25 protein-coding genes are annotated in these 23,872 nt (G+C 62.9%); 21 read left to right on the top strand and 4 right to left on the bottom strand.

Going from position 1 to position 23,872, the window contains the following annotated elements; all coding sequences use genetic code 11:
- Window positions 1–10 precede the first annotated feature (10 nt).
- Window positions 11–3,361: a mechanosensitive channel MscK gene (mscK, locus tag HX818_RS22135; RefSeq protein WP_008439184.1), complete on the top strand. Its 3,351-nt coding sequence runs from the start codon at window positions 11–13 to the stop codon at window positions 3,359–3,361.
- A 50-nt stretch (window positions 3,362–3,411) separates the two neighbouring features.
- Entirely contained in the window at window positions 3,412–4,875 is a 1,464-nt protein-coding gene (gene selO / locus HX818_RS22130) for a protein adenylyltransferase SelO (RefSeq protein WP_177020744.1), read from the top strand.
- A 6-nt stretch (window positions 4,876–4,881) separates the two neighbouring features.
- Here the strand turns inward: selO and HX818_RS22125 are convergent, their stop codons facing one another.
- Together HX818_RS22125 and HX818_RS22120 are read right to left on the bottom strand one after the other, a co-directional pair.
- The gene (locus tag HX818_RS22125) at window positions 4,882–5,283 is read right to left on the bottom strand and encodes a type II toxin-antitoxin system HigA family antitoxin (protein ID WP_134325620.1); all 402 of its coding nucleotides are present in this window, start codon (window positions 5,281–5,283) and stop codon (window positions 4,882–4,884) included.
- Entirely contained in the window at window positions 5,280–5,576 is a 297-nt protein-coding gene (locus HX818_RS22120) for a type II toxin-antitoxin system HigB family toxin (RefSeq protein ID WP_093202502.1), read from the bottom strand. Before HX818_RS22120 ends, HX818_RS22125 begins: the two co-directional genes overlap by 4 nt.
- Window positions 5,577–5,811: 235 nt before the next feature.
- Between HX818_RS22120 and trxC the strand changes: the two genes are divergently transcribed.
- Window positions 5,812–6,246, top strand: coding sequence for a thioredoxin TrxC (trxC, locus tag HX818_RS22115; RefSeq protein ID WP_003209402.1), 435 nt, complete (start codon window positions 5,812–5,814; stop codon window positions 6,244–6,246).
- Here the strand turns inward: trxC and HX818_RS22110 are convergent.
- The gene (locus HX818_RS22110; protein WP_177020743.1) at window positions 6,234–6,482 is read right to left on the bottom strand and encodes a DUF6124 family protein; all 249 of its coding nucleotides are present in this window, start codon (window positions 6,480–6,482) and stop codon (window positions 6,234–6,236) included. The genes trxC and HX818_RS22110 overlap by 13 nt on opposite strands.
- 454 nt (window positions 6,483–6,936) lie before the next feature.
- A complete protein-coding gene (locus tag HX818_RS22105) occupies window positions 6,937–7,707 on the bottom strand; it encodes a ParA family protein (protein ID WP_003209397.1) in 771 nt (256 codons plus the stop codon).
- 348 nt (window positions 7,708–8,055) lie between these two features.
- Here HX818_RS22105 and HX818_RS22100 point away from each other — a divergent pair, with 348 nt between their 5' ends.
- From HX818_RS22100 to HX818_RS22015, 18 genes are all read left to right on the top strand, one after another.
- Window positions 8,056–8,778, top strand: coding sequence for a beta-ketoacyl synthase chain length factor (locus HX818_RS22100; RefSeq protein WP_008439188.1), 723 nt, complete (start codon window positions 8,056–8,058; stop codon window positions 8,776–8,778).
- Complete coding sequence (locus tag HX818_RS22095) at window positions 8,754–9,566, top strand: 1-acyl-sn-glycerol-3-phosphate acyltransferase (RefSeq protein WP_177020742.1); 813 nt, start codon at window positions 8,754–8,756, stop codon at window positions 9,564–9,566. The genes HX818_RS22100 and HX818_RS22095 overlap by 25 nt, the downstream gene beginning before the upstream one ends.
- Window positions 9,544–9,813 (top strand): phosphopantetheine-binding protein, encoded by a 270-nt coding sequence (locus HX818_RS22090; protein WP_008439197.1) that lies wholly within the window; start codon window positions 9,544–9,546, stop codon window positions 9,811–9,813. Before HX818_RS22095 ends, HX818_RS22090 begins: the two co-directional genes overlap by 23 nt.
- Before the next feature lie 9 nt (window positions 9,814–9,822).
- A complete protein-coding gene (locus tag HX818_RS22085) occupies window positions 9,823–10,077 on the top strand; it encodes an acyl carrier protein (protein WP_003209389.1) in 255 nt (84 codons plus the stop codon).
- Window positions 10,074–10,619: a membrane protein gene (locus HX818_RS22080; RefSeq protein ID WP_008439202.1), complete on the top strand. Its 546-nt coding sequence runs from the start codon at window positions 10,074–10,076 to the stop codon at window positions 10,617–10,619. Before HX818_RS22085 ends, HX818_RS22080 begins: the two co-directional genes overlap by 4 nt.
- Window positions 10,616–12,286, top strand: a complete 1,671-nt coding sequence (locus HX818_RS22075; protein WP_177020741.1) for an acyl-CoA synthetase family protein — start codon at window positions 10,616–10,618, stop codon at window positions 12,284–12,286. Before HX818_RS22080 ends, HX818_RS22075 begins: the two co-directional genes overlap by 4 nt.
- Window positions 12,287–12,453: 167 nt before the next feature.
- A complete protein-coding gene (locus tag HX818_RS22070; RefSeq protein ID WP_087692512.1) occupies window positions 12,454–13,188 on the top strand; it encodes a glycosyltransferase family 2 protein in 735 nt (244 codons plus the stop codon).
- Window positions 13,185–14,120, top strand: coding sequence for a glycosyl transferase (locus tag HX818_RS22065; protein ID WP_003209381.1), 936 nt, complete (start codon window positions 13,185–13,187; stop codon window positions 14,118–14,120). Before HX818_RS22070 ends, HX818_RS22065 begins: the two co-directional genes overlap by 4 nt.
- A complete protein-coding gene (hutH, locus tag HX818_RS22060; protein ID WP_177020740.1) occupies window positions 14,104–15,645 on the top strand; it encodes a histidine ammonia-lyase in 1,542 nt (513 codons plus the stop codon). The genes HX818_RS22065 and hutH overlap by 17 nt, the downstream gene beginning before the upstream one ends.
- Window positions 15,638–16,063, top strand: a complete 426-nt coding sequence (locus HX818_RS22055) for a thioesterase family protein (protein ID WP_177020739.1) — start codon at window positions 15,638–15,640, stop codon at window positions 16,061–16,063. The genes hutH and HX818_RS22055 overlap by 8 nt, the downstream gene beginning before the upstream one ends.
- 32 nt (window positions 16,064–16,095) lie before the next feature.
- On the top strand, window positions 16,096–16,758 hold the full coding sequence (locus HX818_RS22050) for an outer membrane lipoprotein carrier protein LolA (protein WP_177020802.1): 663 nt from the start codon (window positions 16,096–16,098) through the stop codon (window positions 16,756–16,758).
- Window positions 16,748–19,066, top strand: coding sequence for an MMPL family transporter (locus tag HX818_RS22045; RefSeq protein WP_177020738.1), 2,319 nt, complete (start codon window positions 16,748–16,750; stop codon window positions 19,064–19,066). The genes HX818_RS22050 and HX818_RS22045 overlap by 11 nt, the downstream gene beginning before the upstream one ends.
- Window positions 19,063–19,797, top strand: coding sequence for a class I SAM-dependent methyltransferase (locus HX818_RS22040; protein WP_003209370.1), 735 nt, complete (start codon window positions 19,063–19,065; stop codon window positions 19,795–19,797). The genes HX818_RS22045 and HX818_RS22040 overlap by 4 nt, the downstream gene beginning before the upstream one ends.
- On the top strand, window positions 19,794–20,276 hold the full coding sequence (locus tag HX818_RS22035) for a hypothetical protein (protein ID WP_177020737.1): 483 nt from the start codon (window positions 19,794–19,796) through the stop codon (window positions 20,274–20,276). The genes HX818_RS22040 and HX818_RS22035 overlap by 4 nt, the downstream gene beginning before the upstream one ends.
- Window positions 20,273–21,439, top strand: coding sequence for a beta-ketoacyl-[acyl-carrier-protein] synthase family protein (locus tag HX818_RS22030; RefSeq protein ID WP_177020736.1), 1,167 nt, complete (start codon window positions 20,273–20,275; stop codon window positions 21,437–21,439). Before HX818_RS22035 ends, HX818_RS22030 begins: the two co-directional genes overlap by 4 nt.
- Window positions 21,436–21,897 (top strand): hotdog family protein, encoded by a 462-nt coding sequence (locus HX818_RS22025; protein ID WP_102604305.1) that lies wholly within the window; start codon window positions 21,436–21,438, stop codon window positions 21,895–21,897. The genes HX818_RS22030 and HX818_RS22025 overlap by 4 nt, the downstream gene beginning before the upstream one ends.
- The gene (gene fabG / locus HX818_RS22020; protein ID WP_087692521.1) at window positions 21,894–22,622 is read left to right on the top strand and encodes a 3-oxoacyl-ACP reductase FabG; all 729 of its coding nucleotides are present in this window, start codon (window positions 21,894–21,896) and stop codon (window positions 22,620–22,622) included. The genes HX818_RS22025 and fabG overlap by 4 nt, the downstream gene beginning before the upstream one ends.
- On the top strand, window positions 22,622–23,848 hold the full coding sequence (locus HX818_RS22015; protein ID WP_008439241.1) for a beta-ketoacyl-ACP synthase: 1,227 nt from the start codon (window positions 22,622–22,624) through the stop codon (window positions 23,846–23,848). The genes fabG and HX818_RS22015 overlap by 1 nt, the downstream gene beginning before the upstream one ends.
- The last annotated feature ends 24 nt before the right edge of the window (window positions 23,849–23,872 follow it).

The raw sequence follows: 23,872 nt of genomic DNA, 5'->3' as shown, positions 1-23,872 counted from the left end.
ACCGGTCTCTATGACAACCCTGCGCACTTTTCTCGCCACTGCCCTGCTGGGCCTGACTCTCTGCGTCGGCACCGTACACGCGGCCGACCCGCCCAGCATCGATTCCGTCCAGCAAACCCTGGACAAGCTGCCGGACCGCAAACTGCCCGACGCCGACATGAAGGCGCTGCAAAGCATCCTGCAGCAAACGCTCACCTTCCTGGGCAACCAGCAGGACTACCAGCAGCGCCTGGTGGACCTCAAGCGCCAGCTCGAAGACGCGCCGCGCCAGACCGTCGACAACCAGCGCGAACTGACCCGCCTCAAGGCCACCAAGGTGATTCCGGTCGCCCAGCGCTACGCCACCTTGCCCGTGCCGCAACTTGAACAACTACTGGTGCAGCGCACCACCCAGCAAGGCGACCTGCAAAAGGAACTGGCCGACGCCAACAGCCTGACCATCGCGGCCCAGACCCGTCCCGAGCGCGCCCAGACCGAAATCAGCAGCAGCCAGACACGTATCCAGCAGATCAACGCGACTCTCAAGGCAGGCAAGGACAACGGCAAGACCCTCAGCGGCGACCAGCGCAACCAGCTGAATGCCGAGTTGGCCGCCCTCAACGCCCTGATTCCCCTGCGCCGCCAGGAACTGGCCGGCAACAGCCAACTGCAAGACCTGGGCAACAGCCAGCACGACCTGGTGCTGGAAAAGACCGCGCGCCTGGAGCAGGAAATCCAGGACCTGCAAACCCTGATCAACCAGAAACGCCTGGCCCAGTCCCAGGAAACCGTGACCCAGCAGTCCATCGAAGCCCAGAAGGCCGGTGGCAGCAGCCTGCTCGCCACGGAAAGCGCGGCCAACCTGAAACTGTCCGACTACCTGCTCAAAAGCACTGACCGGCTCAACGAGCTGACCCAGAAAAACCTGCAAACCAAGCAGCAACTGGACAGCGTGACCCAAAGCGACTCGGCGCTGGACGAGCAGATCAACGTGCTCAAGGGCAGCCTGCTGCTGTCCAAGATCCTCTACAAACAGAAGCAGGCCCTCCCGCGCCTGACCGTAGACCGCGACCTGGCAGATGACATCGCCAACATTCGCCTGTACCAGTTCGAGGTCAATCAACAGCGCGAACTGATCAGCACCCCGAGCACCTACGTCGACAGCTTGCTGGCCAACCAGCCGGCCGACCAGGTGACGCCACAACTGCGGCGCACCCTGCTGGAACTGGCGATCACCCGCAGCGACCTGCTGGAGCGCTTGAGCCGGGAACTGAGCGCACTGCTCAACGAATCCATCACCCTGCAACTGAACCAGAAACAACTGCTGAGCACCGCCACCACCTTGCGGGCGACCCTCGACGAACAGATGTTCTGGATTCCCAGCAACAAGCCGCTGGATACCGAATGGCTGGAAACCGTACCGGCGCACCTGAGCAAACAGGTCAATACCCTGCCGTGGGCCTCCAGCGTCAGCGAGCTGTATGACGGCCTGACCCAGCGCCCGCTGCTGTTCCTGCCCCTGCTGTTGTTGATCGGCGCGCTGCTGTGGCGTCGCAGCTACCTGTATGCCCGGCTGAAAAAAATCCATATGGACATCGGCCACTTCAAACGCGACAGCCAGTGGCACACGCCGGTGGCGATCCTGGTGAATATCGCGCTGGCGATGCCGGTGGCCCTGGGCCTGGCACTCTGCGGCTATGCGCTGCAGATCGACGCCCGCGGGCAAAACGCCAACCTCGGCGCCGCCCTGCTGCAGATCGCCCAGGCGTGGCTGGTGTTCTACACCGCGTATCGGATCCTCGCGCCCGGCGGCGTCGCCGAGTTGCACTTCCGCTGGGAAAAACCCCAGGTCGAATTCCTCCAGGGCTGGGTACGCAAGCTCGGGCTCGTGGTACTGGCGTTGGTGGCCGTGGTGGCCATCGCCGAGCATCAGCCGGCAGCGCTGGCCGACGATGTGCTGGGCATCGGCGTGGTACTGACCTGCTACGCACTGATGGCGTGGCTGCTCGGGCGCCTGCTGCTCAACAGCCCGACTCATGAAAAAGCCTCGCTGTTTCGCAAGGCCGTGGGCCTGGTGTTTACGGCACTGCCGGTGGCGCTGTTTATCGCCGTATGCTTTGGCTACTACTACACCGCCCTCAAGCTCAGCGACCGGCTGATCAACACCTTGTACCTGCTGATGTTCTGGCTGGTGATCGAAGCCACCTTCGTACGTGGCCTGGGCGTTGCGGCACGGCGCCTGGCCTATGCGCGGGCCCTGGCCAAACGCCAGGCCGCCAAGGAAGCCGGTGAGGGTGAAGCAGTGATCGAAGAGCCGACCCTGGACATCGAACAGGTCAACGAACAGTCGATGCGACTGATTCGCCTGGCGCTGCTGGGCGGCTTTATCGCTGCGTTGTACTGGGTGTGGTCCGACTTGATCTCGGTGTTTTCCTACCTGGACAACGTCACCCTCTACGAATACACCAGCGGCACCGGCGCCAATATCAGCATGGTGCCCATCAGCATCGGCGACTTGCTCGGCGCCCTGATCATCATCGGCATCACCTTCGCCCTGGCGCGCAACCTGCCCGGCCTCCTGGAAGTGTTGGTGCTGTCCAAGCTCGACCTGGCCCAGGGCAGCGCCTACGCCACCACCACCTTGCTGTCCTATGTGATTGCCGGCGTCGGGTTTGTCTCCACCCTGTCGACCCTCGGCGTGAGCTGGGACAAGTTGCAATGGCTGGTGGCCGCGCTGTCGGTGGGGTTGGGGTTCGGGATGCAGGAAATCTTCGCCAACTTCATCTCCGGCATCATGATCCTGTTCGAGCGCCCGGTACGGATCGGCGACACCATCACCATCGGCAACCTGTCGGGCACGGTGAGCAAGATCCGCATCCGTGCCACCACCATCACCGACTTCGACCGCAAGGACATCATTGTCCCGAACAAGACGTTCATCACCGGGCAACTGATCAACTGGTCGCTGACCGACACCATCACCCGGGTCACCCTGAAACTGGGCGTGGACTACGGCTCGGACCTGGACCTGGTGAAGGAATTGCTGCTCAAGGCCGCCGCCGAAAACCCACGCGTGCTGAAGGACCCGGCGCCCCACGTGTACTTCCTCAACTTCGGTGAAAGCACCCTCGATCACGAACTGCGCATGCATGTACGGGACCTGGGCGACCGCAACCCGGTGATCGATGAGGTCAACCGCTTCATCAACCGCGAGTTCAAGAACCACCACATCAACATCTCGTTCCGGCAGATGGAGGTTTACCTGAAGAACCTGCATGGCCAGGAATACAAGCTGGTGCCGGTGGAAGAAGAAAACCGGACCATCTTGCCGCCCGCCCAGGACCAGGACCTGCCCGAGCCGCCGCCCGCCAAACTCGACTAAACGCGCTATCCCCAGCAGAATGGTCGGACATTCTGCTCAGGAGATGGCCGTTGAAAGCCCTCGACGAACTGACCTTCGACAACCGCTTCGCCCGCCTGGGCGACGGTTTCTCAACCCATGTGCTGCCCGAGCCCATCGACGAACCGCGTTTAGTGGTGGCGAGCGAGGCAGCCATGGCGCTGCTGGATCTCGACCCTGGCGTGGCCGAAACGCCGGTGTTTGCCGAGCTGTTCGGCGGGCACAAGCTGTGGGCCGAGGCCGAGCCGCGGGCGATGATCTATTCCGGGCATCAGTTTGGCTCGTACAACCCGCAACTGGGGGATGGCCGCGGATTGTTGCTGGGCGAGGTGTACAACCAGGCCGGCGAGCATTGGGACCTGCACCTCAAGGGTGCCGGGCAAACCCCGTACTCGCGCATGGGCGATGGTCGTGCGGTGTTGCGCTCGTCGATCCGGGAGTTTCTGGCGTCGGAAGCACTGCATGCGCTGGGCATTCCCAGCAGTCGTGCGCTGTGTGTGATCGGTTCCACCACGCCGGTGTGGCGCGAGAAACAGGAGCGCGCCGCCATGGTGCTGCGCCTGGCCCACAGCCACGTGCGCTTTGGGCATTTCGAATATTTCTACTACACCAAGAAGCCTGAATTGCAGAAGCAATTGGCGGAGCACGTGCTGTCCCTGCACTTCCCGGAATGCATGGAACAGCCCGAGCCGTACCTGGCGATGTTCCGCGAAATCGTCGAGCGTAATGCCGAGTTGATCGCCAAGTGGCAGGCCTATGGGTTCTGCCATGGAGTGATGAACACCGACAACATGTCGATCCTCGGCATCACCTTCGACTTCGGGCCGTTTGCATTTTTGGACGATTTCGACGCGCAGTTCGTCTGCAACCACTCCGACCATGAAGGGCGTTATTCCTTCAGCAACCAGGTGCCGATCGGGCAGTGGAACCTGAGCGCACTGGCCCAGGCGTTGACGCCGTTTATCAGCGTCGAGGCGCTGCGGGAAACGCTGGGGCTGTATCTGCCGTTGTTCCAGGCCCACTACCTGGACCTGATGCGCCGCCGACTGGGCCTCACCACCGCCGAAGATGACGATCAGAAACTGGTGGAGCGCCTGCTGCAACTGATGCAGAACAGCGGCGTCGACTACACCCTGTTCTTCCGCCGGCTGGGGGATGAATCCGCCGCATTGGCCGTGGCGCGGTTGCGCGACGACTTTGTCGACCTCAAGGGGTTTGATGGGTGGGCGGATCTGTACAAGGCGCGCGTGGAGCGCGACGCCAGCGGCACAGAAGAACAGCGACGTGAGCGGATGCATGGGGTGAATCCGCTTTATATCCTGCGCAACTATTTGGCGCAGAACGCCATCCAGGCGGCGGAGCTTGGGGATTACAGCGAAGTGCGCCGGCTGCATGAAGTGCTGACCAAACCGTTTGAAGAGCAGCCGGGGATGGAACAATACGCCCAGCGGCCGCCGGATTGGGGGAAGCATTTGGAGATTAGTTGTTCTTCATAGCGCGACCTAGATAAAGGTCTCCACTGAAACCCCAAAGCGCTCCGCCAGCCAACGAATCTGCCGCAGGTTGAGCTGGCGTTTGCCACTAAGTACTTCAGAGACAACCGACTGCGCACCAACGCCCGGGAGATCACTTTGGGTCAAGCCATGCTCTCGCATCATTGAACGTAGCACTTCAACGCCACTGGCAACGGGCATCGGCCGGTGCTCGAGATCGTAGGCCTCGATCCAGTCACTGAGGATATCCACCAGGCTCATGAGCGGGCTGGATTCATCTTCGCCTATCAGGTCCAGCAATTCGTCGAGGGCGCTGACCAAGGTATCGTAGTCCGCCTCGTTTCTTGGCTTGCGCAGCAATGACGAAACAAATTGCCAGTGTTCGGCAGCCTGCCTGATGAGTGCGCTCATCTGATTTTCTCCTTCCATTTACCTTGCTCATATTCACGGTGATCGAACAGGTACTTGATATAAATTCGTTGTACTTGGTAATGCACGAAGGCAATCAACCTCAGCTTATTGCCCCCGATGTCAAACACATGGAACTGCCCGACTTTGTCTGTTGCAGGGAACATTCCTTTCATCGACGCAAAGTCGGCGGGACTGTTGCGTTTCATTCTGCGATACCACTCATCCAGTGCCGTGGCTGAATGCGGCCATCTTTCTTTCGCTTCCCATATCCTTTTTTCGCTGATCACTCGCATGCAACATCCTTATCGCATCTTGCTATGAAGGTTAGTCTTGCCGAAAAAATATCGCAATCTGCGATATTCCTTGGCGGACCAGTGGCGCAATTCCAAGCACCCTTCAACAGCCTAGATACGCCGCGATAGAAGTCACCACCAAAAATGTGAACGCGTACGTCACTAGCGTCGAACCTTGATAAACACCCTTCCCGGCTCCAAATAGAACCCATTGGCCACTTTCACGGAGCCCAGCATGTCCGACTCTCTAGTAATTCCCTGCCCCCACTGCAACGGTCTCAACCGCATCCCCAATGAACGCCTGGGCGATGCGCCGAAGTGCGGGCGCTGCAAGCAACCGGTGCTGCTGAGCAAACCCTTTGAGCTGAAACAGGGCGATTACGCCAGCCAGATCAAAGGCGACCTGCCGTTGCTGGTGGACGTGTGGGCCGAATGGTGCGGGCCGTGCAAGTCGTTTGCGCCGGTGTTTGAGCAGGCCGCCGGGCAGTTGGCCGGGAAGTGTCGATTGGCCAAGCTCGATAGCGAGGCCAATCAGCAGTTATCCGCTCAGTTGGGGATTCGCTCGATTCCCAGCCTGATCCTGTTCAAGAATGGCCGGGAAGTGGCGCGTCAGAGCGGTGCGTTTCCGTTACCGCAGTTGATGAGCTGGCTGCGCAGTCAGGGCGTTTGAGGTAGCGGGACGCCCCGGTCCATCACATGCCCCATCAGCAATACGCCCAATTCGCTCAATTGATGAATGGCCAACGCGACATCGCGCTGCTTGCCGGTGAGGTCGTCGGAAAGGTCGAGCAAGAGGGTGGTGACTGAGGAGAAGGTTTCGTAGGTATTGAGGATCAGGGTTTCGGTGGCTTGGCCGGGGCTGACTGTAAAAAGGTACGACGGGGGATTTGGAGTAGCTTTAAACATGGTCGACATTCCTGATTGGAGCCGCCATCTGATCGCTACTAAACGAATTAGGGTGGCAGCTGTACGCAGGTTAGTAGACCGGGAAATGTCGAAGCCGGCGCGCCCGAAGACGCCCTACGCACAGCTACCATCAAGCACAGACTCAGCGCCTGAAAGATGAAGCTTATGCACTTAACGACAAACACTCGGGCTACTAAACCCGATCACTGAGAATTCAGCGACCGAGCAACCTTAGAGACGCCCATCCAGACGCACAAGCCGGCGGATTCTGGCGTAACTGTAGGCAACGGCGCAAGACGACGATTTCCCTGTAGGAACAGAGACCAATGTGGGAGCTGGCTTGCCTGCGATAGCATCACCTCGGTGTAACTGACAAACCGAGTTGACTGCATCGCGGGCAAGCCCGGCTCCCACACAAGCAGGCTCCCACATGGGTGATGTGTTGCCTGCTAAATCACGCGTTTTCCAGCAGGTTATGCAATTCCACAAACTGCTGTGTCAGCTTGTGCCGTGGGTCCAGGTGGATCAGCGGCATGTTCGCCTGGTGCGATTCACGCATGCGCACCGAGCTGGTGAGGTACACCGGCAGTACCGGCAACCCTTCGGCAATCAATTCATCCAGCATCTGCTGCGGCAGGCTCGCCCGGGCCTGGAACTGGTTGACCACGATGCCTTCCACTTCCAGCCCTTCGTTGTGGTCTTCCTTCAATTCTTCGATCTCGGCCAACAGGCCATACAGCGCCTGGCGGGAGAAGCTGTCGCAATCGAAGGGGATCAGCACGCGATCAGCGGCAATCAGCGCTGAAACGGCATAGAAGTTCAGCGCCGGCGGCGTATCCAGGTAGATCCGGTCGTAGTCCTCGCTCAATTCATCCAGCAGCTTTCGCAGCTTGTTGATCTTGTGCTTGGCCTCGAGCTTGGGCTGCAGGTCTGCCAGTTCCGCGGTGGCGGTGATGACGTGCAGGTTGTCGAACGGGGTTTCGTAGATATCCACCTGGTTCTTCTTCGAAAACGGCCCGGAAGACAGGGTTTGCTTGAAGAAGTCGGCGATTCCCATGGGGATATCGTCGCCGGTCAGCCCGGTGAGGTACTGGGTAGAGTTAGCCTGGGCATCGAGGTCCACCAACAGGGTTCGATAGCCTTCGCTGGCGCTGACCGCCGCCAGGTTGCAGGCAATGCTGGACTTGCCAACACCGCCTTTTTGGTTGAACACCACGCGCCGCATGGAAAAACCTCCGTGTATCAATGAATGACCCGAGTGTAGAGGGCAAAAGCGCCCGTTAGCTACCTCGTTTGTTCCTGTACTACAGCATCAGAGGCTCTATCTCGCATAACAATTTCCCGTCTGTCCGACAAAGCAGGAATTGCCTGACACCTGCTGCCCTACCTGCATGATGGACAATCGGTAATTCTTTCCAGCGAATTTGTAATCATCCGTGAACAATTCTTTACCAAAGTTTGCTAGAACCCCGCAGCACCGGGATAATGCGCGCCATTCGGCGATTGCACCCTGTCCCGGTATTCGGGGCCAATGGCCGCACAAGGAAGCCCGCAGGGGCGGGATAACTTCTCAGTGATCAATTTCAACATCGCCCAATGGCGCGCCTGGGCTCCCGGGCTCGAAAGCGCGGACGACTGGCGTACCTGGTGCCGGCAGCCGATGTTGCTCGCCCGCAGCGACGCGGCACCCGACGTATCCTTCCTGCCGGCCATGCAGCGCCGGCGCCTGAGCCGCCTGGCGCGCATGGCCTTCAGTGTGGGCTGGCCCCTGGCCGAAGGCTTGCAACAGCTGCCATTGGTGTTTGTTTCCCGTCACGGCGAAACCCCACGCACCCTCGATATTCTCAGCGACCTGGCCAACGACGAGCCCCTGTCGCCGACCCAGTTCAGCCTGTCGGTGCATAACGCGGTGATTGGCCTGTGGTCGATCCTGCGCAATGAAACCAGTGAAATGACCGCCCTCGCCGCCGCCGGCGATGGCCTGGAGCACGGCATGCTCGAAGCCGCTGCCCTGCTCAATGAAGGCGCACCGGCTGTATTGCTGATCATTACCGAGGAACAGCCCCCCGAAGCCTATGCGCGCTGGATCGAGGACGTGCCCTTCCCCTACGCCCTCGGCCTGCTGCTGACACCGGGCGACGAGTGGCAGCTGGAACTGAATACAGCCGCTGTCCAACCCACCACCAAAGCCCAGTGGCCCCACGCCCTGAACCTGCTGCGCACCCTGCTGAACGAAGAGGGCGCCTGCCAACATGCCTGGAAGAACCGAGTATGGAACTGGCAACGCAAGTCCTGACCGAAAAGCCCCGGAAGGCCTACTACTGGCGCCTGTTCGCCACTGCCACCGCCTTCGGCCTGTTTGGCCTCGGCGGCCTGTGCCTGCGTGTGCTGGTGTTTCCGCTGCTCAGTTGCCTGCCGGGTGATGCCAAACAGCATCAGCGACGCGCCCGCCACACCATCAGCTGCCTGTTCTGGTTGTTTATCCGCATGATGACGCGCCTGGGCATCCTGACCTACAGCGTCGAAGGCGCGGAAAAGCTCGGCCGCCCGGGCCAGATGATCATTGCCAACCACCCATCGCTGGTGGACGTGGTGTTCCTGATCGCCCAGATGCGCCAGACCAACTGCGTGGTCAAGCAGAGCCTGTGGCAGAACCCGTTCACCCGTGGGCCGGTGCGCGACGCCGGTTACATCAGCAACGACGGCAGCGCCGACATGCTCGACGCCGCCGCCGATGCCCTGCGGGACGGCCAGACCCTGATCATTTTCCCGGAAGGCACCCGCACCTCACCGGGCCAGGCACCGACCTTTCATCGCGGCGCCGCCGCCATTGCCCTGCGCGGTGCGAGCATCATCACTCCGGTAGTGATCAAGGTCAGCCCCACCACACTGACCAAGGCCGAACCCTGGTATCGCATCCCGAATCGCCGCTTTCACTTCAGTTTGCGCGTGGGTGCCGATATAGAACCACAGGCGTTTGCCGCACAAGGGCCCGCGCCCCAGGCATCACGCAAGCTCAACGATTACCTGCACCAGTATTTTATTAAGGAGCTCGCCGAAGATGAGCGACCAACACCGCCTTGAGCACGACATAAAAACGCTGATCATCGAGGCCCTGGGCCTGGAAGACATCAGCGAGAGCGACATCGGCAACGAGCAAACCCTGTTCGGCGAAGGCCTTGGCCTGGATTCAGTCGACGCCCTGGAATTGGGCCTGGCGATCCAGAAAAAGTACGGCATCAAGATCGATGCCGACGCCAAGGACACCCGCAATCACTTCACCAACGTGGCCAGCCTCGCGGCGTTCGTCACGGCCCGACAGGCAGCTTGAGACCGTACCATGCAAACTCGTGACGATATTTTCAACACCTTGCGCGACGCCCTGGTGGAACTGTTTGAACTGGAACCGGAACGCGTCACGCTCGACGCCAACCTGTACCAGGACCTGGAAATCGACAGCATTGATGCAGTGGACCTGATCGACCACATCAAGCGCCAGACCGGCAAGAAAATCGCCGCCGAAGAGTTCAAGGCCGTGCGTACCGTGAATGACGTGGTCGAGGCGGTCTACCGTCTGGTTCAACCGGCCGCATGAGCCGGCTGATCGGCCTTGGCCTGTTGCTGGCGGGGCTGCTGTACCCTTTTGCGGTGTATTACGGCACTGAGCATTTTGCCCCGTGGCAATTTGGCCTGCTGCTGGGCAGCCTGTGGCTGTTGCGCGCCCTGACCGGCGCCAGGCGCCCGGGCAGCCGCTGGATGGCGGCGGCGATCATTGTCTTTTGCCTGCTGCTCGCCTGGTTCGACAACCCGCAGATGCTGCGCTGGTACCCGAGCCTGGTCAGCGCCTTCATGCTGGCACTGTTCGGCCTGAGCCTGAAATACGGGCCGCCGATGGTCGAGCGCCTGGCGCGCATGAGCGAGCCGCAACTGCCCGAAGAAGCGATTGTGTATACCCGCCAGGTCACCGTGGTGTGGAGTGTATTTTTCCTGTGTAACGGCCTGCTCGCCGCCGCGCTCACCCTGTGGGCGCCGCTGAGCTGGTGGACGTTGTACAACGGCATGATCGCCTACGGGCTGATGGGGCTGTTGTTTGCCGTGGAATGGCTGGTACGACAAAGGGTTCGAGGCCGCGTATGAATTGGTTGAATCTTGAGCACTTGCTGCTTGAGCCTGTGGAGCAGCGTTTGGTGACCACCGAACCTGCCCTGGATCACCCACACCTGTGGGAGAAGTCCCTGAGCCTGGCCGCCGGGTTGCAAGCCCGGGGCATCCAGCGCCTGGCGGTGTACCTGGAAGATGCCGGCTTGCTGGCGATCGCCCTGCTGGGTGCGTGGCGAGCAGGCGTCAGCGTGTTGTTGCCTGCCGACCTGCAACCACAAACGCGCCAACGCTGGGACGATGCCGTCGACGCCTGGTTGACCGAGGCCAGCGACTTGGACGCGCTGTATCAAGCGCCATCAAGCGCCGCAGCCCTGGACCTGGATGCCTGCTGCCTGAGCCTGTGCACCTCCGGCTCCAGCGGCGAACCCAAGCGCATCGACAAAACCCTGCGGCAGATGGCCAATGAAGTCCAGGCGCTGGAAACCTTGTGGGGCGCCGACCTGGGCGAGGCGTGCATCATCGGCAGCGTCGCCACCCAGCATATCTATGGCTTGCTGTTTCGGGTGCTGTGGCCGTTGTGTGCCGGGCGCACCTTTGTGCGCCAACAGTTGGCATTTCCCGAGGACTTGCAGCGCGCCAGCCGCGAGCATGCGCAATTTGCCTGGGTCGCCAGCCCGGCGCTCCTCAAGCGCATGGGTGACAACCTCGACTGGCCAGCGCTTACACCGGTCAAACGGGTGTTTTCCTCCGGCGGCGCCTTGCCCCTTGAGGCCGCCGGCAGCCTGCATCAGCGTTTGCAGCAATGGCCGACGGAAATCCTCGGCAGCTCGGAAACCGGCGGCATCGCCTGGCGCCAGGGCGAACAACCGTGGCAGCCGTTTGCCGACGTGCAGCTGAGCCAGGACGCCGACGGCGCCTTGCGCATCGCCTCGCCATACTTGCCCGCCGGCCATGTCGAACAGACCGCCGACGCCGCCACCATCCACGCCGACGGCCGCTTCGAATTGCTCGGCCGCCTGGACCGCATCGTCAAGCTGGAAGAAAAACGCATCTCCCTGCCGATGCTGGAACAGGCGCTGATGGACCATGCCTGGGTCGCTGAAACGCGCCTGGGCGTGGTGCAGGAAAACCGCGCCTCCCTCGGCGCCCTCGTGGTGCTCAGCGCAGATGGCTTGCATGCCCTGCGTAACCAGGGCCGGCGCACCGTCACCCAAACCCTGCGCCAGCACTTGAGCCAACACTGCGAAGCCCTGGCCCTGCCCCGCCGCTGGCGGCTGTTGCGCCAATTGCCGCTGAACACCCAAGGCAAGCTGCCCCAGGCCGAGGTCGAAGCCCTGCTGTTGGCGCCGCGCCCGAAAGCCCCGGAAGTACTGGAACAAGTCGAAGCCAACGGTGAATGGACCCTGCAACTGGCGATCCCGCCGGACCTCGCCTACTTCAGCGGCCACTTCCCGCAAACCCCGGTGCTGCCGGGCGTGGTGCAAGTGGATTGGGCGCTGAGCCTGGGCCAGCAACTGCTCAAGCTGCCGGGGCCGTTCGCCGGGATGGAAGTGCTGAAGTTCCAGCAACTGGTGCGCCCGGATGACCGGATCGAACTGCACCTGCGGTTCGACCAAGAGCGCGGCAAGTTGTACTTCGCCTACCGCAATGAGGCGGCCGCCTGCTCCAGTGGGCGGATCGTGCTGGGGAGGGTCAGTGATTAAGCTTTTGTGGCGAGGGAGCTTGCTCCCGCTGGAGTGCGCAGCACTCCCAACCCAGGCACTGTGGTTTGTCAGGCAAATCGGTGTCGCCTGTGTTGGGGCCGCTTCGCAGCCCAGCGGGAGCAAGCTCCCTCGCCACGCACAGCGCTTCTGCCAATGGGGTACCTGTTATGCATAAGCCCTGCGCCTTGATCCCGGTCTATAACCACGAAGCCGCCGTGCCCGCCGTGGTGCGCACCGTGCTGTCCAGCGGCCTGCCATGCCTGCTGGTAGACGACGGCAGCAGCGCCGCCTGCGCCGCCGTGCTGGCGCAACTGGCAACCCTCGACAACGTGTCACTGCTGACCCTGCCCGCCAACCAGGGCAAAGGTGCCGCCGTCATGGCCGGCTTTCGCGAAGCCGCACGCCTGGGTTTCACCCACGCCCTGCAAGTGGACGCCGACGGCCAGCACGACCTGCGGGAAGTCGGTACCTTCCTCGACGCCTCCCGCGCCCACCCGAATGCGGTGATCTGCGGCTACCCGGAATACGACGACAGCGTGCCCAAGGGCCGCCTTTACGCGCGCTACCTGACCCACGTTTGGGTATGGATCAACACCTTGTCGCTGCAGATCCGCGATTCCATGTGCGGCTTTCGCGTGTACCCACTGCCACCGACCCTGGCCTTGATGGACTCGGCCAACATCGGCAAACGCATGGATTTCGACTCCGACATCCTGGTGCGCCTGGCCTGGCGCAACCAGCCGATGCGCTGGCTGCCGACCAAGGTGCACTACCCCGCCGACGGCCTGTCGCACTTTCGCCTGTTCCACGACAACGCGCTGATTTCCTCGATGCACACCCGGCTGTTCTTCGGCATGTTGGTGCGCGCGCCGATGATCCTCTGGCGCCGGTGGCAGGCATGAGCCAGGACACCAAGCACTGGGCCGACCGCGAGGAGCGCGGCAGCTTCTGGCTGATGAAATTCACCGCCTTCGCCGCCAAGGTCCTCGGGCGCCGGCTGCTGAGCCCGCTGCTCTACGGCATCGTTTTCTACTTCTTTCTGTTCGGCCGCACGGCCCGCCAAAGCGCCTGGCAATACCAGCAGCGCCTGGCCGACTGGAGCCGGCGCGACGACCTGCGCCCTACCCACAGAAGCGTCTTCGGCCAGTTCATGGCGTTCGCCGACGCCCTGCTGGACAAGCTCGACGTATGGAACGGCAAGCTGCGCCTGGAGCAGATCGAAATCATCGACCCGGCCCAACTGCGCGGCCAGCTGCGCAGCGAACGCGGGCAGATGCTGGTGGGCGCGCACCTGGGCAATCTTGAGGTGTGCCGCGCCCTCGCCGAGCTTGGCGAAAAGGTCACCATGAACGTGCTGGTGCACACCAAGCACGCTGAACGTTTCAACCGGATTCTGGGCGAAGCCGGGGCGACCAATCTGCGCCTGATCCAGGTCAGCGAACTTGACCCGGCGGTGATGATGCTGCTCAGCCAGCGCCTCGACGACGGCGAGTGGCTGGCGATTGCCGGCGACCGCGTACCGCTGCATGGCGGGCGCACGGTACGCGTGGATTTCCTCGGCCATGACGCCGCCTTCCCCCAAGGCCCGTGGCTGTTGGCCGGTTTGCTGAAATGCCCGGTCAACCTGCTGATGTGCTTGAAGCATCAAGGCCGTTATCGCCTGATCATCGAGCCGTTTGCCCGGTTGATCGAATGGAAACGCAGCGACCGCCAGCAGGTGATCGCACAATGGACCGCCCGCTACGCCGAGCGCCTGGGCCAGTTCTGCCTGGAAGCGCCCCAACAATGGTTCAACTTTTACCCTTTCTGGAAGACCGATGACGACGCATCTTGAGCCGGTAACCTTCGGCGAAATTCCCCTGCGCATCGAAGACGTGCTGGCCCTGGCCAACCGTCAGGCGCCGACTCAACTGCAAGCCGATGCCAAGTACCGCCAGCGCATCGCCAAGGGCGCGCAGTTCCTGGATTCGTTGCTGGACAAGGAAGGCGTGATCTACGGCGTGACCACCGGCTACGGCGACTCGTGCGTGGTGGCGGTGCCGCTGGAGCACGTCGAAGCGCTGCCCCGCCACCTCTACACGTTCCACGGCTGCGGCCTGGGCAAGTTGCTGGATGCGCAAGCCACCCGCGCGGTGCTGGCGGCGCGGTTGCAGTCGCTGTGCCATGGCGTGTCGGGCGTGCGCGTGGAGTTGCTGGAGCGCCTGCACGCGTTCCTGGAATTCGACGTGCTGCCGCTGATTCCGGAAGAAGGCTCGGTAGGCGCCAGCGGTGACTTGACGCCGCTGTCCTACGTGGCCGCAACCTTGTCTGGTGAGCGCGAAGTGATGTTCCGTGGCGAACGCCGCCAGGCGTCGGAGGTGCACCGCGAGCTGGGCTGGGACCCGCTGGTACTGCGCCCGAAAGAGGCCCTGGCACTGATGAACGGCACCGCCGTGATGACCGGCCTCGCCTGCCTGGCCTTCGCCCGCGCCGACTACCTGCTGCAACTGGCCACGCGCATCACCGCGCTGAACGTGGTGGCGCTGCAAGGCAATCCGGAGCATTTCGACGAGCGCCTGTTCGCCGCCAAGCCACACCCGGGGCAGATGCAAGTCGCCGCCTGGCTGCGCAAGGATCTGGCCATTGACGCGCCGACCGCGCCGCTGCATCGCCTGCAAGACCGTTACTCCCTGCGCTGCGCGCCCCACGTCCTGGGCGTGCTGGCCGACAGCCTGAACTGGTTGCGTTCGTTCATCGAGATCGAACTCAACAGCGCCAACGACAACCCGATCATCGACGCCGAAGAAGAACGCGTGCTGCACGGCGGCCACTTCTACGGCGGCCACATCGCCTTCGCCATGGACAGCCTCAAGACCCTGGTGGCCAACGTCGCCGACCTGCTGGACCGCCAGCTCGCGCTGCTGGTGGACGTGCGTTACAACCACGGCTTGCCGAGCAATTTGTCGGGTGCGCCAGCCGAGCGGGCGATGATCAACCACGGCTTCAAGGCTGTGCAGATCGGCACCAGCGCCTGGACCGCCGAAGCGCTGAAAAACACCATGCCGGCCAGCGTGTTCTCGCGCTCCACCGAGTGCCACAACCAGGACAAGGTGAGCATGGGCACCATCGCCGCCCGCGATGCGATTCGTGTGCTGGAACTGACCGAACAAGTCGCCGCCGCCACCTTGCTCGCCGCCAACCAGGGCGTATGGCTGCGGGCCCAGGCTGAAGACGCACGCCCGCTGCCTCCGGCGCTGGCCGCCATGCAAATCGAGCTGGCCAAGGACTTCCCGCCGGTCATCGAAGACCGCGCCCTGGAAGGCGAACTGCGCCTGTGCCTGAAACGCATCGCCGAGCAACACTGGAGGCTGCATGCGTAGCCCCGGTGTGTTGCACTGCGACACTGAAATCCTCGTGCCGTTTTTCGACATCGACACCATGAACGTGGTGTGGCACGGGCACTACGTGAAGTACCTGGAAATCGCCCGCTGCGCCTTGCTGGACAAGCTCGGCCACAACTACACGGCTATGCTGCAAGCGGGCTACGCCTGGCCAGTGATCGACATGCAGCTGCGCTATGTGCGCGGTGCGACCTTCGGCCAGACCATCAACGTGCGCGCCAGCCTGGTGGAGTGGGAGAACCGCTTGAAGGTCAATTACCTGATCAGCGACAAGGCCACGGGCGAACGCCTGACCCGCGCCAGCACTGTGCAAGTGGCGGTGGAAATTGCCAGTCGCGAAATGCAGTTGGCCTCGCCGAAGGTATTTGTCGACGCAGTCGAGAGGGCGCTGTCATGACACACAACCCTGTGGGAGCGGGCTTGCCCGCGATGGTCGTCAACGATAACGCGAGACGCCTGACACTTCTCGGCGCCCTCAGGTTCTTCGCGAGCAAGCTCGCTCCCACAAGGACCGCGCTAATCCTGTTGTTAAGCATTCCAGGCCTGGCCCATGCTTTCGACCTGCAACAACTCAGCGATCAGCTTGCAAAACCGTCGGTGATCCACGGCAACTTCACCCAGGAAAAACACCTGCGCGCCCTACCGCAACCGCTGGTCAGCAAGGGCACCTTCGTCCTGGCCAAGGACCACGGCCTGCTGTGGCTGCTGAAAACCCCGCTGCAACAGGACTACCGCATCAGCGCCAACGGCATCGCCCGGCGTGACGCCAACGGCTGGCAATTGCTGCCGAACAAGAGCGCCGGCGCCGAGCAGAACCGTTTGTTCCTCGCGGTGTTGCAGGGCGACAGCAGCGGCTTGCAGCGTGACTTCGAGCTGCAACTGCAAGGCGAAGCCCAGCAGTGGAAACTCACGTTGATCCCGCGCTCGCTGCTGCTCAAGCAGGTGTTCACCCAAATCAATATCGACGGCGGCGAACTGGTGCAGAAGATCGAGCTGCTGGAAACCCAGGGCGACAGCACCGTACTGCGCATGCAGGACAGCACCAGCAGCCAGCCCTTGAGCGACGCGGAGCAACACGACTTTGCCGAGTGAACGCTGGTTGCCGCGCCTGTTCCTGATCCTGCTGGTGGCCGTGTTGGCCCTGGCGGGCTGGCAATGGCGCCATGGCGCACCGCTGTCGGCGAACCTGATGGAACTGGTGCCCGGCACCGCGCCGGATGCGCTGGAGCTGCGCGCCGAACAGCGCATGCAGGAACCGCTGAACCGCGAAATGCTGGTGCTGGTGGGGCATGCCGATCGACAAAAAGCCGTGGCCATGGCGACGCAATTGGGCGAAGCCTGGCAAGCCAGCGGCCTGTTTGAAAAGGTCCAGTGGAACCTCCAAGCCGACCTGCCGGCCCTGCGTCAGCAGTTGCTGCAAGGCCGGCTGGCGATGCTCTCGGCCAAGGATCGCGAGCAACTGATCGACGAGCCCCAGGCGTTTATTCAGCAGCGGGTTCAGGCGCTGTTCGACCCGTTCACCGGCTTCAGCCTGGTGCCGAGCCAGGACGATTGGCTGGGCCTCACCGGGCGCATCCAGAACAGCCAGCCGCAACACGGTTCGGTGCAGCTGGATATCGGCAGCGGCGCGCTGATCGCCGATGCCGACGGCAAAAGCTGGGTACTGCTGCGGGCCCGCACCACCGGCAATGCCTTCGACATGAAACTGCCGCTGCAAGTGGCTGACCTGCTCAAGGCCAGCCGCGAGCAGGCCGACCAGCAAGGCGCGCAATTGCTCGCCGCCAGCGGCCTGCTGTATGCAGCCAATGGTCAGCAGCAGGCCACGCGGGAAATCACTTGGGTCGGCGGCGGCGCGACGGTAGGCATCCTGTTATTGCTGCTGCTTGCGTTCCGCCGCTGGCGGGTGTTGCTGGCGTTCGTGCCGGTGCTGGTGGGCATGCTGTTTGGTGCGGTGGCCTGTGTGGCGCTGTTCGGGCATATGCATGTGATCACGCTGGTGCTGGGCTCGAGCCTGATCGGCGTGGCGGTGGATTACCCGCTGCATTACCTGTCCAAGAGCTGGAGCATAAGCCCTTGGCGCAGTTGGCCGGCCTTGCGCCTGACCTTGCCGGGCCTGAGCCTGAGCCTGGCCACCAGTTGCATCGGTTACCTGGCCCTGGCGTGGACGCCGTTCCCGGCGCTGACGCAAATCGCGGTGTTCTCCGCTGCCGGTCTGGTGGGCGCTTACCTGTCGGCCGTGTGCCTGTTGCCGGCCTTGCTCAAAGGCGTCGAACTGCGCCCGGCGCAATGGCCCCTGCGCATTGCCGAGTTCCTGCTGAGCGTGCGCGAGTCGCTGCTCAAGCGCCTGCCAAGCCCGGTGTTGTTGATACTGGTGTTGGTGTTTTGCGCCGGTGGGCTGTGGCACCTGAACAGCAAAAACGATATCCGCCAGTGGATCGGTGCGCCACCGCAGTTGCTGCAGGAAGCCCAGGCCGTTGCGCGGATTACCGGGTTCCAGCCCACCAGCCAGTTCTTCCTGGTGCGGGCGGACAACCAGCAGCAGTTGCTGGAACGCCAGGCCGCGCTGAGCCAGCGCCTGGATCAGTTGGTGAACATGGACAAGCTCCAGGGTTACCTGGCGCTCAACCAGTTGGTCAGCGCGCCGGCGGAGCAACAGCAACTGCGCGAGGCCCTGAAACAGCTGCCGCAGTACTGGCAGCCATTGCTGGACCTCGGTGTGCCCGCCAGCGCGCTGCAAGCCGAGCTGGCCCAGTTGCAGGCCTTGCCCACCGAAGACATCGACGCAGCACTGGTCGGCCCGCTGGCCGAGCCGTGGCGCACGCTGTGGCTGGGGAATGTCGACGGTGGCGTGGCGGCGATGGTGAGCCTGCAAGGGTTGAACAACCCAGCCTTGCTGCGGGTGCAGGCCCTGGATCTGCCCGGCGTGCAGTTGGTGGATCGCCTCGGCGACTTGAACCAGGTGTTCGCCGCCACACAGATCAGCGCGGCGGAATTGAAATTGATGTCCTGCGTGTTGATCGTACTGCTGCTGATCCTGCCGTTCGGCTTCGGCGGCGCCTTGCGCATCGTCGCCCTGCCGTTACTGGCGGCGCTGTGCAGCCTGGCCAGCCTGGGTTGGCTGGGGCAGCCGTTGACGTTGTTCAGCCTGTTCGGCCTGCTGCTGGTGACCGCCATCAGCGTCGACTACGCGATCCTGATGCGTGAACAAATTGGCGGCGCCGCCGTGAGCCTGTTGGGCACACTGTTGGCGGCCGTGACTACTTGGCTATCGTTCGGCCTGCTGGCCATTTCCAGCACACCGGCGGTGAGTAATTTTGGGCTGTCGGTGAGCCTGGGGCTGGCGTTCAGCTTCATGCTGGCGCCGTGGGCCAGCCCGTCCGGGACAAGGAAGATGAGATGAGCAGCCAATACCTGAGTAAAAACTACGTCGAAGAAACCAAGTTCGGCTTCTGGTTCCTGCGCAGCCACACCTGGCAGCACCATGTGCTGCGCGTGGCCATCAACGACCTGCGCAGCTTGTTCAGCGATCCGCTGCCGGTTGCTCCGGTGCTGCTGGACGCCGGCTGCGGCCAGGGCAAGTCGTTCCAGTACCTGCAGCAGGTGTTCGCCCCCGAACGCCTGATCGGCCTCGACGCCGACCCCCACAGCCTCGACCTGAGCCGCGCCGAAGCCGCGCGCCAGGGCATCGCCATCGAGTTGATCGGCAGCGATTGCGCGACCCTCGACGTGGCCGACGCCAGTGTCGATGTGCTGTTCTGTCACCAGACTTTCCATCATCTGGTAGAACAACATCGCGCCCTGAAAGAGTTCTATCGCGTGCTCAAGCCAGGCGGCTACCTGCTGTTTGCCGAATCCACCGAGGCCTATATCGACACTTGGGTAATCCGCTGGCTGTTTCGTCACCCGATGCATGTGCAGAAAAGCGCCGAGGAGTACCTTGAGATGATTCGCGAGCAGGGCTTTGAGTTCGGCCCGCAGAACGTCTCGTACCCGTACCTGTGGTGGAGCCGCGCCACCGACTTCGGCCTGCTTGAGCGCTGGGGACTGCGCCAGCCAAAACCGGCCGGCCAGCGCGAAGAAACCCTGGTCAACGTGGTCGCCCGCAAACCTCTGGCGAGCGCTGAAACATGATCCGAATGCTGTTGATCGGCTGCCTGTTGCTGCTTGGCGCGTGCGCCAGCCAGCCGCCGTTGCCGTCGAAAACCCCGGTGCTGAGCCTGCCGTTGCAACTGCATGTGCAGCGCGAACAGGATGGCCAACGCCAGGACTGGCTGCTGGTGATGCAGCGCGAAGCCGGCGGGATCCGCTGGTCGATGATGGACCCGCTGGGCATTCCCCAGGCTCGGCAGATGCTGATCAATGGCGCCTGGCAGGCCGACGGTCTGCTGCCGCCCAATCCCCAGGCGCGTGAATTGTTTGCTGCGCTGTTGTTCGCCCTGACCTCGGCGGATGAAGTTTCCAGGCTGTACCCCGGCACCCAGGAAATGGACCTGATCCGCACCCTGCCGTCCCACTGGAAGATCACCTATCACTCCTCCCTGGTGTTTCGCGTGGACGTGATCGGGCAACACCTGACCTACCACATCTCGCCGCTTGGGGCTGCCCGATGACCGCCTACCTCAATGCCCTCGGCGTGATCTGCGCCCTGGGCCGCGACAAGCGCGAAGTCAGCCGCAGCCTGTTTGCCGGCGACTGCTCCGGCATGCGCGCCGAAAGCGGCTGGGTGCCGGAGCGTGTGTTGCCGGTGGCCGCTGTGCACGGTGAACTGGCGGCGATACCGCCCGGGCTGGAATCCCATCGCAGCCGCAATAACCAGTTGCTGCTGGAAGCCGCGTTGCAGATTGACGACGAGATCCGGCAAGCGATCCAGACGTTCGGCGCGTCGCGCATTGGCATCGTGCTCGGCACCAGCACCTCGGGCATCGATGAAGCCAGCCGTGGCATCGCCCACTATCTGCGGGAAAACCAGTTCCCCGCCGACTACGACTATCAGCAACAGGCGCTTGGCGCCCCGGCCGATTTCCTCGCCGACTGGCTGCAACTGAGCGGCCCGGCCTACGTGATTTCCACCGCCTGCACCTCCAGCGCACGAGCGCTGATGAGTGCCCAACGCCTGTTGGACCTGGGCGTGTGCGATGCGGTGATCTGCGGTGGTGTCGACACGCTGTGCAAGCTGACCCTCAATGGTTTTTCGTCGCTGGAGGCGGTTTCGGCAGAGCGCTGCAATCCGTTTTCGCTGAACCGCAACGGCATCAATATCGGCGAAGCCGCCGTGTTGTTCCTGATGAGCAAAACCCCGGCGCCGGTCGCACTGCTGGGCAGTGGCGCCAGTTGCGACGCCCACCATATTTCCGCCCCCGAGCCTACCGGCAAGGGTGCGTTGCAAGCGATGCGCAAGGCCCTGGCCAGCGCACAACTGGCGCCCGGACAAATCGGTTACCTGAACCTGCACGGCACCGCTACCCAACATAACGATGCCATGGAAAGCCTGGCGGTCGCGGCCCTGTTCCCGGACGGCGTAGCCTGCTCCTCGACCAAACCCATGACCGGCCACACCCTGGGCGCCGCCGGCGCGCTGGAAGCGGCGTTCTGCTGGCTGAGCCTGGCAGAAGGCGTAGTGCCGCCGCATGTCTGGGATGGCCAGGCGGACCCCGACCTGCCCGTACTGAAGTGGGCGTCGCCCGGCGACGCCCTGGAAAAACGCTGCCTGATGAGCAACTCGTTTGCCTTCGGCGGCAACAACGTCAGCCTGATTATCGGAGACGCCCCATGACTGATTGGCCGCTCGCCGAACTGCTGCCCCACGCCGGTGACATGATCCTGATCGATCAGGTCTTGAGCTTTGATGAAGAACAGATCCAGACCCGCCTGACGGTCAAGCCCGGCGGTCTTTTCAACCGCGCCGATGGCAGCCTGCCCGCGTGGGTCGGCATTGAGTTGATGGCGCAAAGCGTCGCGGCCTACGCCGGTTGCCGCGCGCGCCAGAAAGGTGAAGCCGTGGAGTTGGGCTTCCTGCTGGGCACGCGCAAGTTCGAGTGCAACGTCGAGCACTTTCCCGCAGGCACCGAGCTGACCATCCACGGCCTGCGCTCCCTGGAAGACGACAACGGCATGGGTGTGTTCGAATGCCACCTCACCGGTCACGGCATCCAGGCCAGCGCGCGCTTGAACGTATTTCGACCGCCCCAGGCGGCCAACTATTTAGATGAATCGAAGGACACCACGCCATGACTGAATCCGTATTGGTGACCGGCTCCAGCCGTGGCATCGGCCGCGCTATCGCTGTGCGCCTGGCCCAGGCCGGGCACGACATCGTGCTGCACTGCCGCAGCGGGCGTGCCGAGGCGGATGCGGTGCAGGTCGAAATCGAAGCGCTGGGGCGCAAGGCCCGGGTGTTGCAATTCGATGTGGCGGACCGCGCCAGCTGCAAGGAGATCCTTGAAGCCGACGTGGAAGCCCATGGCGCGTATTACGGCGTGGTGCTCAATGCGGGCCTGACGCGCGACGGCGCGTTTCCAGCGCTGTCGGAAGACGATTGGGACGTGGTGATGCGCACCAACCTCGACGGTTTCTACAACGTGCTGCACCCGGTGATGATGCCGATGATTCGTCGTCGCGCCGCCGGGCGGATCGTGTGCATCACCTCGGTATCCGGGCTGATCGGCAACCGCGGCCAGGTCAACTACAGCGCGTCCAAGGCCGGCCTGATCGGCGCCGCCAAGGCCCTGGCCATCGAGCTGGGCAAGCGCAAGATCACCGTCAATTGCGTGGCCCCCGGGCTGATCGACACCGCGATGCTCGATGAGAACGTACCGGTGGAAGAGCTGATGAAAATGATCCCCGCCCAGCGCATGGGCACTCCGGAAGAAGTCGCCGGGGCGGTGAATTTCCTGATGTCGGCAGAAGCCGGCTACATCACCCGCCAAGTGCTGGCCGTGAATGGAGGCCTGTGCTGATGAAACGTGTGGTGGTCACCGGCATGGCCGGCGTTACGTCCCTGGGCAGCGATTGGGCAACCATCGCCGCCAACTTCCGCGCCAACCGCAGCGGCATCCGGCGCATGGACGAGTGGGACCGTTTCACCGAACTGAACACCCGGCTGGCCGGGCCGATCGATGATTTCGTGGTGCCCGCCCACTGGACCCGCAAGCAACTGCGCAGCATGGGCCGGGTTTCCCGGCTGGCGGTATGGGCGGCGGAGCAGGCGCTCAAAGACGCCGGCTTGCTGGGCGACGAGTCGATCAAGGACGGGCGCATGGGCGTGGCCTGTGGCTCGTCCACCGGCAGCACCGACGAGATCAAGGCCTTCGGCAATATGCTGCTGAACTCGGTGGCCGAGGGGCTGAACGCCAACTCCTACGTGCGGATGATGCCCCACACCACGGCGGCGAATATCAGCATTTTCTTCGGCCTCACCGGCCGGCTGATCCCCACGTCCAGCGCGTGCACCAGCGGCAGCCAGGGCATCGGCTACGCCTATGAGGCCATCAAGTTCGGCCGCCTGCCGCTGATGTTGGCAGGTGGCGCCGAAGAGCTGTGCCCTACCGAAGCCATGGTGTTCGATGCGCTGTACGCCACCAGCCTGAAAAACGATGCACCACAAACCAGCCCGCGTCCCTACGACAGTGGCCGCGACGGCCTGGTGATCGGCGAAGGCGGCGGCATCCTGGTACTCGAAGAGCTGGAACATGCACTGGCCCGTGGCGCGCATATCCACGCCGAAATCGTCGGCTTCGGCAGCAACGCCGACGGCCAGCACACCACCCGCCCGGAACAGGCCACCATGCGCCGCGCCATGGAACTGGCATTGGAAGATGCGGGGCTTGCGCCCGACGCGATCGGCTATGTGAACGGCCATGGCACCGCCACCGACCAGGGCGACATCGCCGAAACCCTGGCCACCAGCAGCCTGTTCGGCAGCCGCATGCCCATCAGCTCGCAGAAGAGTTTCCTCGGCCACACCCTGGGTGCATGCGGCGCGCTGGAGTCGTGGTTCAGCATCGAGATGATGAACCGCAACCAATACGTGCACACCTTCAACCTCGACGAAGTCGACCCGCGCTGCGGCGAGCTGGACTACCTGCAAGGTGAGTTCCGCGAGCTGCACAGCGACTACGTGATGAACAACAATTTTGCCTTTGGCGGCGTCAACACTTCGCTGATCTTCCGCCGCTGGGTCTAAGTTTTTTACTGACTGGAGAAATGG

The sequence above is a fragment of the Pseudomonas sp. F9001 genome, from assembly GCF_013385435.1.
Taxonomy (GTDB): Bacteria; Pseudomonadota; Gammaproteobacteria; order Pseudomonadales; family Pseudomonadaceae; genus Aquipseudomonas.
Note: the sequence above shows the minus strand (reverse complement) of the source record. Positions and strands in the feature narration are given on the sequence as shown.